Origin of the sequence: Thermocatellispora tengchongensis (assembly GCF_014202315.1) — a bacterium.
In the GTDB taxonomy this organism is placed as follows: domain Bacteria; phylum Actinomycetota; class Actinomycetes; order Streptosporangiales; family Streptosporangiaceae; genus Thermocatellispora; species Thermocatellispora tengchongensis.
This window is the reverse complement of sequence record NZ_JACHGN010000014.1, coordinates 232,375-244,575: the sequence shown is the minus strand read 5'-3', so window position 1 is coordinate 244,575 and position 12,201 is coordinate 232,375. Positions and strand designations below refer to the sequence as shown.

Here is a 12,201-nt window from a genome sequence, read left to right as displayed (position 1 = left end):
GCCCGGCTACGCCAGGCGGGTCACCGTCACCCTGACCTCCTGCCTGCCGCCGCCGGGGCCCTGGTAGATCCCCTTGAGCGGGGGCACGTCGGAGTAGTCGCGGCCGCGGGCCACCACGACGTGGCCCTCGCCCACCGGGAGCCGGTTGGTGGGGTCGAGCGGCACCCAGTCGCCGGCCCAGTACTCCACCCAGGCGTGGCTCTGGCCGTCCACCGGCTCGCCGATCTTGGCGTCGGTGGCGGGGTGCAGGTAGCCGGAGACGTACCTCGCGGGCAGGCCCGCGGCGCGCAGCAGCGCCACGGTGAGGTGGGCCATGTCCTGGCAGACTCCCTGGCCCTGCTCCCACGCCTCCTGCGCCGAGGTCTGCACGCCGGTCGAGCCGGGCACGTACGCCACCCGCCCGGCGACGGCCGCGGCGATGGCGGCGGCGGCCTCGTGCGGATCGCGCCCGCCGGTCTGGGCCCGGCCGATCCCGGCCACCTCGTCGGTGATCGTGGTCATCGGGGTGGGGCGCAGCAGCTCGCCCAGCGCGCCGTCCGTGCGGGTCACCGTGCCGCTGACCGTGCCGGTGAGCATGCCGGTGAGCTGCGACCAGGTCGGCGGGGCGGGCAGCGGGCGCGGGCCGGAGGTCTCCACCCGGCTGATCGCCTCGACCGTGAGCCCGGCGTGCGGGGGCGCCAGGTCGAAGACGCTCACGGTGGTGCCCCAGTAGTCGCGGTAGGTCCACACCGGCACCGGCGGGCGCACCATGATCCGGCTCGCCAGCGTGGTCTGTACGCCGTCGTCCAGCGGCGTCATGCGCACCTCGTTGTACGACGAGCGCGCCTCGCCGTCGTACTCGACCCTGGTCAGGTGCCTGATCCTCATACGCCAGCCCACGGCTGCCCCTCCCGTTCCCAGCGGCCGGGCGCGTTGTGCCTGAAGAACCGCTCGCTGATCGCCTCGCTCGCCACCACGCACGCCTCCTGGAGCCCGACCAGCAGCTCGGGCAGCCCGTCGCCCAGGCTGTCGGCGTCGGCGTAGGTCAGCTCCATCCGGGCCCGGCCGACGGCGGCGCGCGCCGCGTCGGTCACCCCGGCGCGGCCGGTGTCGGGCACCAGCTCGGCCAGCAGCTCCTCGGCCGTGGCCAGCGCGTGCATCACCGAGCGCGGGAACAGCCGGTCCAGCAGCAGGAACTCCAGCACCCGCTCCATGTCGCCGCCCCCGCCGTGGGTGCGGGTGAAGGACTCGTCGGCGCCGCACGCCTGGAGCAGCAGCCGCCGGTCGCCGTGCTGGTGCGCCGCGAGCAGCCGCGCGGTCATGTCCACCCGCTCCAGGCTGCGGCCGAGCACGATGAACCGCCACCCGTCGTCGCGGCTCATGGTCGCGTCGGTGAGCCCGAAGAACAGCGCGGCCCGCTCGCGGACGTACCTCAGGTAGCCGTGCGGCCCGAGCCGGTCGGCGGCGGCCTGCCGGGCGGGGAGCTGGTGCCAGGTGACGTTCAGGCACTCCCACGCCTCGCTGGAGATGATCTCCCGTACGCCGCGCGCGCTCTCGCGCACCGAGCGCAGGCACCCGGCGATGGCGCTGGGGTCGGTGACGTCGAAGGCGAGCCGGTCGATCAGGGTGGCCACGCTCAGCCGCTCCGGCCTGTCGTGCTGGATGCCCAGGATCGCGAACAGCGCCCGGCACGCCTCGTCCTCGTCGCGCCACGGCTCCTCCAGCAGCCGGTGCACCGAGACGTCGAGCAGGCGGGAGGTGTCGTCGGCCCGCTCGACGTAGCGGCCGATCCAGTACAGCGTCTCGGCGATCCGGCTCAGCAGGCCCCGGTCTCCGTGCCCGCTCATTGCTGCTGCTCCCCATCCCAGGACGCGGTGCGGCTCGGGGTCCACTGCGCCGGGCGCGGCGCCGGCACGGCGGGCGGCGGGGGCGCGGGGTCGGGCCGGTCGAACAGGACCCAGGTGTCCTTGGAGCCGCCGCCCTGGCTGGAGTTGACCACCAGCTCGCCCTCCGGCAGCGCGACGCGGGTGAGCCCGCCGGGCAGCAGCCACACGTCGTCGCCGTCGTTGACCGCGAACGGGCGCAGGTCGATGTGGCGGGGCGCGGGCCGGTCGCCGATCAGGGTGGGCGAGGTGGACAGGGCGACCGGGCGCTGGGCGATCCAGCCGCGCGGGTCGGCGAGCACGGCCTCGCGCAGCTCGGCGAGCCGCTCGGGGGCGGCGCGCGGGCCGATCACGATGCCCTTGCCGCCGGCGCCGTCCACCGGCTTGAGCACCAGCTCGTGCAGGGAGTCGGCGACCTGGTGCAGCACCTCGGGGTCCTCCAGGCGGTAGGTCTCGACGTTGCGAAGCAGCGGCTCCTCCGCCAGGTAGTAGCGGATCAGGTCGGGCACGTACGTGTAGATGAGCTTGTCGTCGGCCACGCCGTTGCCGACCCCGTTGGAGATCGTGACGTGCCCGGCCCTGGCCGCGTTGAGCAGGCCGGGGCAGCCGAGGGTGGAGTCGGCGCGGAAGTGCAGCGGGTCCAGGAAGTCGTCGTCCACCCGGCGGTAGATCACGTGCACCGGCCGCCGCCCGTACGTCGTGACCATGTGGACGCGGTTGTTCTCGCACACCAGGTCGCGGCCCTCGACCAGTTCGACGCCCATCAGGCGGGCGAGCAGGGCGTGCTCGAAGTAGGCGGCGTTGTAGATGCCCGGCGTGAGCACGACCACGGTGGGGTCGGCGACGCCCTCGGGGGCGGCGTTGCGCAGCGCGGCCAGCAGCCGGGCGGGGTACTCGTCCACCGGGCGCACCGGCTGCTCGGCGAACAGCGCGGGCAGGGTCCGGGTCATGGCGAGCCGGTTCTCCAGCACGTAGCTGACCCCGGACGGCGTGCGCACGTTGTCCTCCAGGACGCGCATGTCGCCGTGCTCGTCGCGGATCAGGTCCACGCCGGCCACGTGCACCCGTACGCCGTTGGGCGGCCGGAGCCCGGCCGCCTCCCGGTGGAAGTGGGGCGAGGAGTGCAGCAGCCGCCACGGGACCACGCCGTCGCGGAACACGGCGCGCTCGCCGTAGACGTCGTCGAGGAACGCCTCCAGCGCCCTGACCCGCTGGCGCACCCCCCGGGAGATCAGGTCCCACTCGTGGGCGTCGATGACCCGGGGGATCAGGTCGAGCGGGAACGGCCGCTCCTCGCCGGCGTAGTCGAAGGTGACGCCCCGGTCGGTGAACACCCGGGCGAGCTGGTCGGCGCGGAAGCGCAGCTCCTCGGCCCCGAGCGGTTGCAGCGCGGCGAACAGCGCCTGGTACGGCGGGCGAGCCACGCCCGGCCGCTCGAACATCTCATCCCACGCCCCGGCCATGGCATATGCGTCAAAAATGTCCGCCATGTCCGGAGCGTAGGAAACCCATGTTTCGGCGGGACTACTCAGGTGTTTCGGGTGTTCCACCGGGTCGGGCCTGCCCCCGGCGGGCAGCCCCGCCGCCGGGTGGAATGCGGCGGTGCGCGGAACAAGCGGGCGGGCGCGCGGGTTGTGGCGGGCATGGAGCCGACCAAGCGTGGCCGCGTGCGCATCGAGCCCACGGCCAAGAGGATTCGCGCCTACCTCGACGGGCGTCCGGTGGCCGACACCACCGCCGCCCTGATGGTGTGGGAGAGCCCGTACTACCCCACCTACTACTTCCCGCTCGCCGACATCGAGGCCGGGCTGCTCAAGCCGACGGGCGAGATCGACCACTCGCCGAGCCGGGGCGACGGGAAGGTGCACTCGCTGGGATCGCGCGAGGACGCCGCCGTCGTGTACGAGGACTCGCCGATCGAGGAGCTGCGCGGCCGGGTCAAGCTGCGCTGGGACAAGCTGGACGCGTGGTTCGAGGAGGACGAGGAGGTCTTCTACCACGCCCGCGACCCCTACACCCGGATCGACATCCTGAGCAGCTCCCGCCGGGTGCGGGTGGAGATCGACGGCGTGACCGTGGCCGACTCGCACAACCCGCGCATCCTGTTCGAGACGGGCCTGCCCGCCCGCTACTACCTGCCGAAGACGGACGTGCGGCTCGACCTGATGGAGCCCACCGACACCGTCACGCACTGCCCCTACAAGGGGACGGCGGTGTACTGGAGCGTCGCGGGCCGCAAGGACTACGCCTGGTCCTATCCGGCACCGCTGCCCGAGTCGCAGAAGATCGCGGGTCTGGTCTCGTTCTACAACGAGAAGGTCGACATCTACGTGGACGAGGTGCTGCAGGAGCGGCCCAAGTCGCCGTTCGCCTGAGTCCGGCCGAGTCCGGCCGAGTCCGGCTGAGTTCGCCTGAGTTCGCCTGAGGCTGGCTGGGGCTCGGCCGAGGACTGAGTTCGGCTGGGGCTTGGCCGAGGCTCGGCTGAGGCTCGGCTGAGGCTCGGAGCCGAGGGTCCGAGGGCCGGAATCGAGGCTCAGAACGGCATGGGGCGTCCTGACGGGGTGCGCAGGTCGAGTGGGTCCGGCCTGCGCGGTGGTCTGGGACGTTGCGTGGTGATCCGGCTTCGCTTCAAAGGAGTCCACCTCCTCTTCGGGGCCACCGCACCGCTACCCCCGGCGCGCGGTTGTATGTCCGGCCCGCGCCGAGGGGCGCGGGCGAGGGTGCCGGTCGCGCCGCAGGGGCGCGGGCGGGGGTGCCGTCCGGGGCGCGGGTACGGACGGGGGTGCAGTCCGGCGCGTGGGTGCGGGCGGAGGGTGCTGTCCGGCGCGCGGGTACGGGCGGTGGGCCGTCCGTCGCGAGGGCGCGGGCGAGGGGTGCCGTCCGGCGCGTGGGTGCGGCGAGGGGCACGGCCCGGCGCGGGCGGCCGGGCCGTGGCCGCGTCATGTGGGCGCCGGGTCAGCGGCGGATCACGTGCAGGACGCTGGCGATCCGCTCGGCCGCGGTGGCGACGTCCTCGGCCTGTCCGATCCGGCCCGCCCAGGACAGCCAGAACCACCACTCGCCGCCGTCCTCGTGCGCGGCGAACACGTCTTCGGTGCGAGCCGGATTCATCGGGTTGATGACGTGCAGCCGCGGGAACAGGCCGGTCCGGGACTTCAGTTCCACCTGGAAGGCGTGGGCCTCCAACTGGAGCGCCAGGCGCTGCAGGTGATCCACCGCATCGGCCGTCATGGCGTGGCTGTCCGCATTCATGCTGATCACTCCTGCCGGCGTGGGGAGGTTGGGTCCTTTGCAGGGTGCGGCTTGCTCCGGGCGACCGGCAATCGTGCTCTGGGCGCGGGTTACGAGGACTACCTAGGAATCTCGCGGGTAACTCGTGGATTTTGCGCGAGTTTTGGGAACCATAGGCACAGGACCGATAGTGGCATAGTGCGCCATGATTAACCTCAGCGAAACATGATGTGATCGGGGCCCGAGACGCGGAGGGTGCGGGCAGATGGCCCGAGGGGAGCATTCACCGGCCTGCGCGCGGCGCTGGCGGGAGCAGGCCGAGCAACGCCAGTGGACCATGTGGCAGACCGTGCAGGCCATCCACGGCTGTTGTGGTGTAAGTCTACTCAAAGCGCACCGGCTGGGCAGAGGCTGGTCCGCGAGACAGGCCATCCAGGAGCTTGAGGACCTGTGTGCCAGGCAGGGGCTCGGCGAGCCGCGCGCCAGCATCGACCTGATCAACGCCTGGGAGAACAACCGGGCCCGGCCCCGCCCCCAGACCATCGACCAGCTCGCCCGGCTCTACCGCGCCAACGCGGTCCGCCTCGGGCTGGCCGGCGACTACTGCGAGGACGGCGACGACGGCAAGGTCGTGGTCGTGCCGGCCGCGCAGGGGTTCCCCGCCCCGGCGGGCATGCTGCCCGAGGGCGCGATCCCCGAGCCGCCGGCCACGGTGTACACGCCGCCTCCGCTGCGCCGGCCCCAGCAGGCGTACGCGCTGATGCCCGACCCCACCGCGGTCGTGCTCGACGACGACACCGAGCGCAGGGCGCTGTTCCACGCGGCCCTGATGGGCAACGGGATGTCGATGAGCGGCCGGATGATGGCCGAGGTCGAGCGCACCCGGCAGGACCTCGACCGCACCCTCGCCGCCAGCACGGTCACCGAGGACCAGCTCGACCGGCTGGACGAGCAGGTCGTGCACTACCGCAGGCAGTACATCTCCAGCGCCCCGCTGCCGATGCTGTACCGGCTGATGCTGGAGATCTCCGAGGTGCGCAGGCTCACCGCCGTACGCCAGCCCGCCGCCGCCCAGCGCCGCCTGCTCAACGCCACCACGATGCTGGCCCTGCTGTCGGCCGACGCCCTGATGAAGCTGGGCGACACCCGCCAGGCCGCCGCCTGGTACGGCACCGCCCGCACCGCCTCAGACGACATGGGCGACGTCCGGCTGCGGGCGCTGGTCCGGGCGCAGCAGGCGATGTTGCCGTACTACTACGGCGACCTCACCGAGACCGTCAGGCTGGCCCGCGAGGCCCGCATGCTCGCCGGCACGGCCCCCTCCTCGCCCGCGGCGCTCGGCGCGGCGGCCGAGGCGCGGGCGCTGGCCCGGATGGGCGAGCACAAGGCCGCCAGGATCGCGCTGGCCGAGGCCGAGCAGATCTTCTCCCGGATGCCCCGCGAGGGCGCCGACCACCTGGCCTTCCGCTTCTCCGAGCGGCGGATGCGGTTCTACCGCACCTGCACCCTGATCGAGCTCGGCGAGGCCGACCAGGTGGACGACGACTGGACCTCCAACCCCGGGCCGTACACCATCGACCCGGCGCTGATCATGCTGGACCAGGCCACCCGCCTGGCCCGCGAAGGAGAGATCGAGGAAGCGTGCAGGCTGGCCGAGCAGGCGCTGCTCAACGTGCCCCCGGAGCACCGGACGTCGATCGTGGTGGTCAGGGCGCGGGCGCTGCTGGCCGCGGTGCCGCCCGCCCGGCGGCGCATCCCCGCCGTACGCCACCTGGACTCGATGCTCTCCGAAGCGATCCCCCAGCTCGCCCTGGGGCGTCCATGAGAGGCAGTCTGGCGGACGAGGCCACCGCCGTACTGCACGAGGTGGGCCGGGGGATGGGGCTCGACACCGAGGGCGCGCGCCTGATGCGGGTGCGCAGCAACGCCGTGTTCAAGCTGCGCGGCGAGATCGTGGTCAGGATCGCCACCGCGCCCGACGCGCTGACCCGGCTGCCGGTGGTGCTCTCGGTGGCGCGCTGGCTGGCCGAGCGGGGCTTCCCGACCGTGCGCCCCGCGGACGAGCTGTGCGACCACCCCGTCGTCCACTCCGGCCGCGTGGTCACCTTCTGGCGGTACGTCCCGGCCAGCGGGCGCCCGACCACCACCCAGCTCGGCCGCATCCTGCGCGACCTGCACCGCCTGCCGGTGCCCCCGTTCGCGCTCAAACGGCTGGTCGATCCGCTCGCCGAGGTACGGCGGGCGGTGGACCGATCCAGGGACGTGCTCACCCCGTGCCAGCGGGCCTGGCTGAGCGAGCGCATCGCCGAGCTGACCGAGCGCTGGGAGGACCTGGAGAACGCCGGTCCTCCCGTGCTGTTGCACGGCGACGCGTGGATCGACAACCTGCTGCGCCGCACCGACGGCCACGTGGTGCTGTGCGACTGGGACGGCGTCGCGGTCGGGCCGCGTGAGTGGGACCTGGTGCACACCTACCACGGCCAGCGCCGGTTCGGGCTCACCGCCGCCGACGTGGATGCCTTCGCCGCCGCCTACGGGCGCGACCTGCGCGTCTGGCCGGGCTACTCCACGCTGATGGAGGTCCGCGACATGTACGCGGTGGGCATCCACATCCGCAACGCCGCCCGCGACCCCTTCTCCCGCCGTGAGCTGCCGCGCCGCCTCGACTCCCTGGCCACCGGCGACGGCTCGGCGCGCTGGTACCTCGCGCCCGCCTGACGGCCCCCGCGACCCGGTAGGGTCGGGACCCATGAGCGTGGCGGGCCGGGTGGCCGGCGTGCTGGAGGCGTTCCTCCCCGGCGACGTGCGGCTGACCCTCACCGAGATCTGCCGCCGGGCCGGCATCCCGCTCACCACCGGCCACCGGCTGGTCGGCGAGCTGACCGCGGCCGGGTTCCTGGAGCGCCTGCCCGACGGGCCGTACCGGATCGGAACCCGGCTGTGGCGCATCGGCGCCCAGGCGGCCGGGCCGCGCGGGCTGCGCGAGCTGGCGCTGCCGTACATGGCCGAGCTGTACGCCGCCACCCGCGAGAACGTGCAGCTCGGGGTGCTGCTGGGCGACCGGGTGCTGTGCCTGGAGCGGCTGCGGGGCCCGCACTCGGTGCCGGTGGTCTCCCGGGTGGCGGGGGAGCTGCCGCTGCACTCGACCGGGGTCGGCAAGGTGCTGCTGGCGTACGCGCCCGAGGCGCTGACCGAACGGCTGCTGGCCGCGCCGCTGCCGGCGTACACGCCGGGCACGATCACCGATCCGGCCCGGCTGCGCGCCGAGCTGGCCGAGATCCGGCGCACCGGCATGGCGCACACCCAGGAGGAGATGACGATCGGCGCCTGCTCGGCGGCGGCGCCCGTGCGCGGGCCGGGCGAGGAGGTCGTCGCCGCGCTGTCGGTGGTCGCCTGGCGGCACTCGGCCGACCTGCGCCGGCTCGACCCGGCGGTGCTGGAGGCGGCCCGCGGCCTCAGCCGCGACCTCGCCGACCTGGACTGAGGCCGACCTGGACTGAGGCCGACCTGGACTGAGTCCGCGGCGAGTCCAGACCGGCTCCGGGCCGAATCCGAGCCGAGCCCCCTTCCGCCCAGCGGAAGACTTCCTGATACGGGGGTTGCGCGCAGGACATGCTCGACACATGCGAACCAAGGTCGGGATCGTCGGGGCGGGGCCCGCCGGTCTGTTGTTGTCCCATCTGCTTCACCTGCGCGGCATCGAATCCGTGGTGCTGGAGAAGCGCAGCCGGGAGTACTGCGAGCGCCGGGTGCGCGCCGGCGTGCTGGAGCAGGGCACGGTGGACGTGCTCAACGAGGCGGGCGTCGGCGAGCGGATGCGCCGCGAAGGACTGCCGCACCACGGGATCGAGCTGCGTTACGGCGGCGCCGGCCACCGCATCCCGTTCGAGAAGCTGATCCCGGGCCGGTCCATCACCGTCTACGGGCAGCAGGAGGTCGTCAAGGACCTGATCGCGGCCCGGCTCGCCGCAGGCGGCGAGATCCACTTCGAGGTGCCCGACGTGGCCCTGCACGACCTGACCGGCTCGCCGTACATCACCTTCCAGGGCGAGCGGCTGGACTGCGACGTGATCGCCGGCTGCGACGGCTTCCACGGCGTGTCCCGCCCCGCGGTGCCGGAGGGCGAGCTGACCTTCTTCGAGCGGGAGTACCCGTTCGCCTGGCTCGGCATCCTGGCCCGGGTCAAGCCCTCGGCGGAGGAGCTGATCTACGCGCGCACCGAACGCGGCTTCGCGCTGCACAGCATGCGCTCGCCCGAGGTCAGCCGCTTCTACCTCCAGGTGCCGCCGGACGAGCAGGTGGAGAACTGGCCGGACGACCGCATCTGGGCCGAGCTGAAGGCGCGCCTGGAGACCGTGCCCGGCTTCACCCTGGAGACCGGCGAGATCCTGGAGAAGGGCGTCACGCCCATGCGCTCCTTCGTCACCGAACCCATGCAGTACGGCAGGCTCTACCTCGCCGGCGACGCCGCGCACATCGTGCCGCCCACCGGCGCCAAGGGCCTGAACCTGGCCGTGGCCGACGTACGCGTGCTCACCCAGGCGCTGGACCACTGGTACCGGACCGGCTCCACCGAGCTGCTGGACGCCTACTCCGCCACCTGCCTGAAGCGGGTCTGGCGGGCGCAGCACTTCTCCTGGTGGATGACCACGCTGCTGCACACCTTCGACTCCGACGACGCGTACGGCCGCCGCCTGCAGACCTCCTACCTCGACTACGTCACCTCCTCCGACGCCGCGGCGACCACCCTGGCGGAGAACTACGTGGGCCTGCCGTGGTGACCGCCCCGCCCCCGACCCAGCGAACGGAGACACCGATGCCCCAGGACCCGCACCCGCCGTACCTGTCGCCGGAGTACAAGAGCACGGTGCTGCGCGCGCCCGCGCGGCCCTTCGTCGCGCCCAAGCTCGACCCCGAGGCCGTGGAGCTGGTCGATCCGGTCTACGGGCACACGCCGGTGGGCGAGCTGGACCACGACCTGACCCGCCAGCACCCGGGCGAGCCGCTCGGCGAGCGGATCATCGTGACCGGCCGGCTGCTCGACTCCGACGGCAAGCCGGTACGCCGGGCGCTGATCGAGGTCTGGCAGGCCAACGCGGCCGGCCGCTACGCCCACCCCGGCGACCAGCACCCGGCCCCGCTGGACCCCAACTTCACCGGCGCCGGGCGCTGCCTGACCGACGACGAGGGCCGCTACCGGTTCGTCACGATCAAGCCGGGGGCGTACCCGTGGCGCAACCACCACAACGCCTGGCGCCCGGCCCACATCCACTTCTCGGTCTTCGGCACCCAGTTCACCCAGCGCCTCATCACCCAGATGTACTTCCCGGGCGACCCGCTGTTCCCGTACGACCCGATCATGCAGTCCGTGCGCGACCCCGAGGCGCGGGAGCGGATGGTGGCCAGGTTCGACCTCGACACCACCGAGCCCGAGTGGGCGCTGGGCTACCAGTGGGACATCGTGATCAGAGGAGAAGCGTGATGCCGTCCCTGCCCCTCACCCCGTCGCAGACCGTGGGCCCGTTCTTCGCCCACGCGCTGCCGTTCCCGGAGGGCCCGTACGCGGTGCCCGAGGACCATCCCGGCGCGATCCTGCTGCACGGGCACGTCTACGACGGCAACGGCGACCCGGTGCCCGACGCCCTGCTGGAGATCTGCCAGCCCGGCGGGATCTTCGGCCGTTGCGAGACCGACAAGGACGGCCGCTACCACTTCCGCGCCGCGCGGCCGGAGACGTACATCTCGCTGCTGATCTTCGCCCGCGGCCTGCTCAGGCCGCTGTGGACCCGGATCTACCTGGACGGCGACGACCCGTTCCTGACCTCCGTCGACGCGGACCGTCGCGCCACCCTGATCGCGCGGCCGGAACCGGACGGCTCCTACCGCTTCGACGTCCGCCTCCAGGGCGAAGGCGAGACGGTGTTCCTGGCGATCTGAGCGTTCCCGGCGATCAGAGTGTTCCTGCCGATCTGAGTGTTCCCGGCGAGCTGAGCGGCCGGGTCACGCGGCGAACGCGTCGATCCCGGTCAGCCGCGCGGACAGCTCCCACAGCCGAGCGGCCTCGCCGGGGTCGATCGCGTGCCGCCGTACCCCGGGCCCCACGGCCTGGTCGGCGGCCACCTCGGCGATGTCGCAGTCCTCGCAGTAGACGCCGCCGAGCCCGTCGAGCCGGGGCGAGGTGGCGGCCCAGACCTGGGTCGCGGCCCCCTGCTCGGGCGTCTTGAAGGTCGGGTCCAGCGCGTTGCCGTCCTCGTCGATCCACCCCGCCTCGACCATCTCCTCCTTGGACAGGTGCCGCTGGAGCGGGGTCAGGATCGCGCCGGGGTGCAGCGCGAACGCCCGTACGCCGTGCTCGCGCGCGAGCGCGTCGAGGTGCACCGCGAACAGCACGTTGGCCGTCTTGGCCTGCCCGTACGCATCCCACTTGTCGTAGCCGCGCTCGAACATCACGTCGTCCCACCGGATGCCCGTGCGCCCGTGCGCCCCCGAGGAGACGGACACGACCCGCCCCCGCCCGCGCCCGCGCGCGAGGGCCGGCCAGAGCAGGTTGACCAGGGCGTAGTGGCCCAGGTGGTTGGTCGCGAACTGCGCCTCCCAGCCGGGCCCGACCCGGGTCTCCGGCGCGGCCATGATCCCGGCGTTGTTGATCAGGATGTGCAGGTCGCGCCCCGAGGCGAGGAACCGCTCGGCGAACCCGCGCACGCTCGCCAGGTCGCCGAGGTCCAGCTCGTCCACCTCGGCCCCGTGAATCCCGGCCAGCGCCTTGGCCGCGGCCTCGGGCCGCCGTGCCGGCACCACCACCCGCGCCCCGGCGCCGGCCAGCGCCCGCGTCGTCTCCAGCCCGATGCCGGAGTAGCCGCCGGTGACGATCGCCACCTTGCCCGACAGGTCGATCCCCGCGATGACCTCGGCCGCCGTGCTGCGCGCCCCGAACCCCGAACCGATCGTGTGCTGTGCCGTAGTCATACCGCGCAGGCTACGAACTGGAGCGCGCTCCAAGTCAAACAGGCCGGGACCCTGAGGGGGACAGCCCTACCCCCGGCCGCGTCCGGGCAGGTCACGGGGGCGGTCCCCGGAGCGGCCCCGTAAGGGTCGGCCCCACCCCGGG

General features: G+C 73.2%; 12 protein-coding genes. 7 read left to right on the top strand and 5 right to left on the bottom strand.

Translation table 11 applies throughout. The features are described from left to right. Nucleotides 1–6: 6 nt before the first annotated feature. From HNP84_RS30555 to HNP84_RS30545, 3 genes are read right to left on the bottom strand one after another with little or no spacing between them, the layout of a single operon-like run. Nucleotides 7–867: a transglutaminase family protein gene (locus HNP84_RS30555; RefSeq protein ID WP_221336925.1), complete on the bottom strand. Its 861-nt coding sequence runs from the start codon at nucleotides 865–867 to the stop codon at nucleotides 7–9. Next, nucleotides 864–1,826, bottom strand: coding sequence for an alpha-E domain-containing protein (locus HNP84_RS30550; protein ID WP_185053381.1), 963 nt, complete (start codon nucleotides 1,824–1,826; stop codon nucleotides 864–866). The genes HNP84_RS30555 and HNP84_RS30550 overlap by 4 nt, the downstream gene beginning before the upstream one ends. Next, on the bottom strand, nucleotides 1,823–3,352 hold the full coding sequence (locus HNP84_RS30545) for a circularly permuted type 2 ATP-grasp protein (RefSeq protein WP_185053380.1): 1,530 nt from the start codon (nucleotides 3,350–3,352) through the stop codon (nucleotides 1,823–1,825). The genes HNP84_RS30550 and HNP84_RS30545 overlap by 4 nt, the downstream gene beginning before the upstream one ends. A gap of 153 nt (nucleotides 3,353–3,505) precedes the next feature. Between HNP84_RS30545 and HNP84_RS30540 the strand changes: the two genes are divergently transcribed. Beyond that, nucleotides 3,506–4,237: a DUF427 domain-containing protein gene (locus HNP84_RS30540; protein ID WP_185053379.1), complete on the top strand. Its 732-nt coding sequence runs from the start codon at nucleotides 3,506–3,508 to the stop codon at nucleotides 4,235–4,237. A gap of 580 nt (nucleotides 4,238–4,817) precedes the next feature. On the opposite strand, the gene HNP84_RS30535 is transcribed toward HNP84_RS30540, so the two are convergent. Next, on the bottom strand, nucleotides 4,818–5,114 hold the full coding sequence (locus tag HNP84_RS30535; RefSeq protein WP_246518926.1) for a hypothetical protein: 297 nt from the start codon (nucleotides 5,112–5,114) through the stop codon (nucleotides 4,818–4,820). Nucleotides 5,115–5,358: 244 nt separating this feature from the next. Between HNP84_RS30535 and HNP84_RS53680 the strand changes: the two genes are divergently transcribed. The 6 genes from HNP84_RS53680 (at nucleotide 5,359) to HNP84_RS30505 (ending at nucleotide 11,030) form a co-directional block, all read left to right on the top strand. Further along, nucleotides 5,359–6,918 (top strand): helix-turn-helix domain-containing protein, encoded by a 1,560-nt coding sequence (locus HNP84_RS53680; protein ID WP_246518925.1) that lies wholly within the window; start codon nucleotides 5,359–5,361, stop codon nucleotides 6,916–6,918. Then, nucleotides 6,915–7,811: an aminoglycoside phosphotransferase family protein gene (locus tag HNP84_RS30525; RefSeq protein ID WP_185053378.1), complete on the top strand. Its 897-nt coding sequence runs from the start codon at nucleotides 6,915–6,917 to the stop codon at nucleotides 7,809–7,811. Before HNP84_RS53680 ends, HNP84_RS30525 begins: the two co-directional genes overlap by 4 nt. 31 nt (nucleotides 7,812–7,842) lie before the next feature. After that, a complete protein-coding gene (locus HNP84_RS30520) occupies nucleotides 7,843–8,577 on the top strand; it encodes an IclR family transcriptional regulator (protein WP_185053377.1) in 735 nt (244 codons plus the stop codon). 139 nt (nucleotides 8,578–8,716) lie between these two features. Beyond that, nucleotides 8,717–9,874, top strand: a complete 1,158-nt coding sequence (pobA, locus tag HNP84_RS30515) for a 4-hydroxybenzoate 3-monooxygenase (RefSeq protein ID WP_185053376.1) — start codon at nucleotides 8,717–8,719, stop codon at nucleotides 9,872–9,874. 35 nt (nucleotides 9,875–9,909) lie between these two features. After that, nucleotides 9,910–10,575, top strand: a complete 666-nt coding sequence (gene pcaH / locus HNP84_RS30510) for a protocatechuate 3,4-dioxygenase subunit beta (protein WP_185053375.1) — start codon at nucleotides 9,910–9,912, stop codon at nucleotides 10,573–10,575. Then, nucleotides 10,575–11,030: a peptidase associated/transthyretin-like domain-containing protein gene (locus HNP84_RS30505; protein WP_185053374.1), complete on the top strand. Its 456-nt coding sequence runs from the start codon at nucleotides 10,575–10,577 to the stop codon at nucleotides 11,028–11,030. The genes pcaH and HNP84_RS30505 overlap by 1 nt, the downstream gene beginning before the upstream one ends. A 63-nt stretch (nucleotides 11,031–11,093) precedes the next feature. On the opposite strand, the gene HNP84_RS30500 is transcribed toward HNP84_RS30505, so the two are convergent. After that, the gene (locus HNP84_RS30500; RefSeq protein WP_185053373.1) at nucleotides 11,094–12,059 is read right to left on the bottom strand and encodes an SDR family NAD(P)-dependent oxidoreductase; all 966 of its coding nucleotides are present in this window, start codon (nucleotides 12,057–12,059) and stop codon (nucleotides 11,094–11,096) included. Between the last annotated feature and the right edge of the window lie 142 nt (nucleotides 12,060–12,201).

Bases quoted from the DNA above. Each gene is read 5' to 3' on its own strand.
- HNP84_RS30540 (WP_185053379.1), top strand. From the start codon at position 3,506: ATGGAGCCGACCAAGCGTGGCCGCGTGCGCATCGAGCCCACGGCCAAG.
- HNP84_RS30505 (WP_185053374.1), top strand. From the start codon at position 10,575: ATGCCGTCCCTGCCCCTCACCCCGTCGCAGACCGTGGGCCCGTTCTTC.
- HNP84_RS30555 (WP_221336925.1), bottom strand. From the start codon at position 867: ATGAGGATCAGGCACCTGACCAGGGTCGAGTACGACGGCGAGGCGCGC.
- HNP84_RS53680 (WP_246518925.1), top strand. From the start codon at position 5,359: ATGGCCCGAGGGGAGCATTCACCGGCCTGCGCGCGGCGCTGGCGGGAG.
- HNP84_RS30550 (WP_185053381.1), bottom strand. From the start codon at position 1,826: ATGAGCGGGCACGGAGACCGGGGCCTGCTGAGCCGGATCGCCGAGACG.
- HNP84_RS30500 (WP_185053373.1), bottom strand. From the start codon at position 12,059: ATGACTACGGCACAGCACACGATCGGTTCGGGGTTCGGGGCGCGCAGC.
- pobA (WP_185053376.1), top strand. From the start codon at position 8,717: ATGCGAACCAAGGTCGGGATCGTCGGGGCGGGGCCCGCCGGTCTGTTG.
- HNP84_RS30520 (WP_185053377.1), top strand. From the start codon at position 7,843: ATGAGCGTGGCGGGCCGGGTGGCCGGCGTGCTGGAGGCGTTCCTCCCC.
- HNP84_RS30545 (WP_185053380.1), bottom strand. From the start codon at position 3,352: ATGGCGGACATTTTTGACGCATATGCCATGGCCGGGGCGTGGGATGAG.
- HNP84_RS30525 (WP_185053378.1), top strand. From the start codon at position 6,915: ATGAGAGGCAGTCTGGCGGACGAGGCCACCGCCGTACTGCACGAGGTG.
- pcaH (WP_185053375.1), top strand. From the start codon at position 9,910: ATGCCCCAGGACCCGCACCCGCCGTACCTGTCGCCGGAGTACAAGAGC.
- HNP84_RS30535 (WP_246518926.1), bottom strand. From the start codon at position 5,114: ATGAATGCGGACAGCCACGCCATGACGGCCGATGCGGTGGATCACCTG.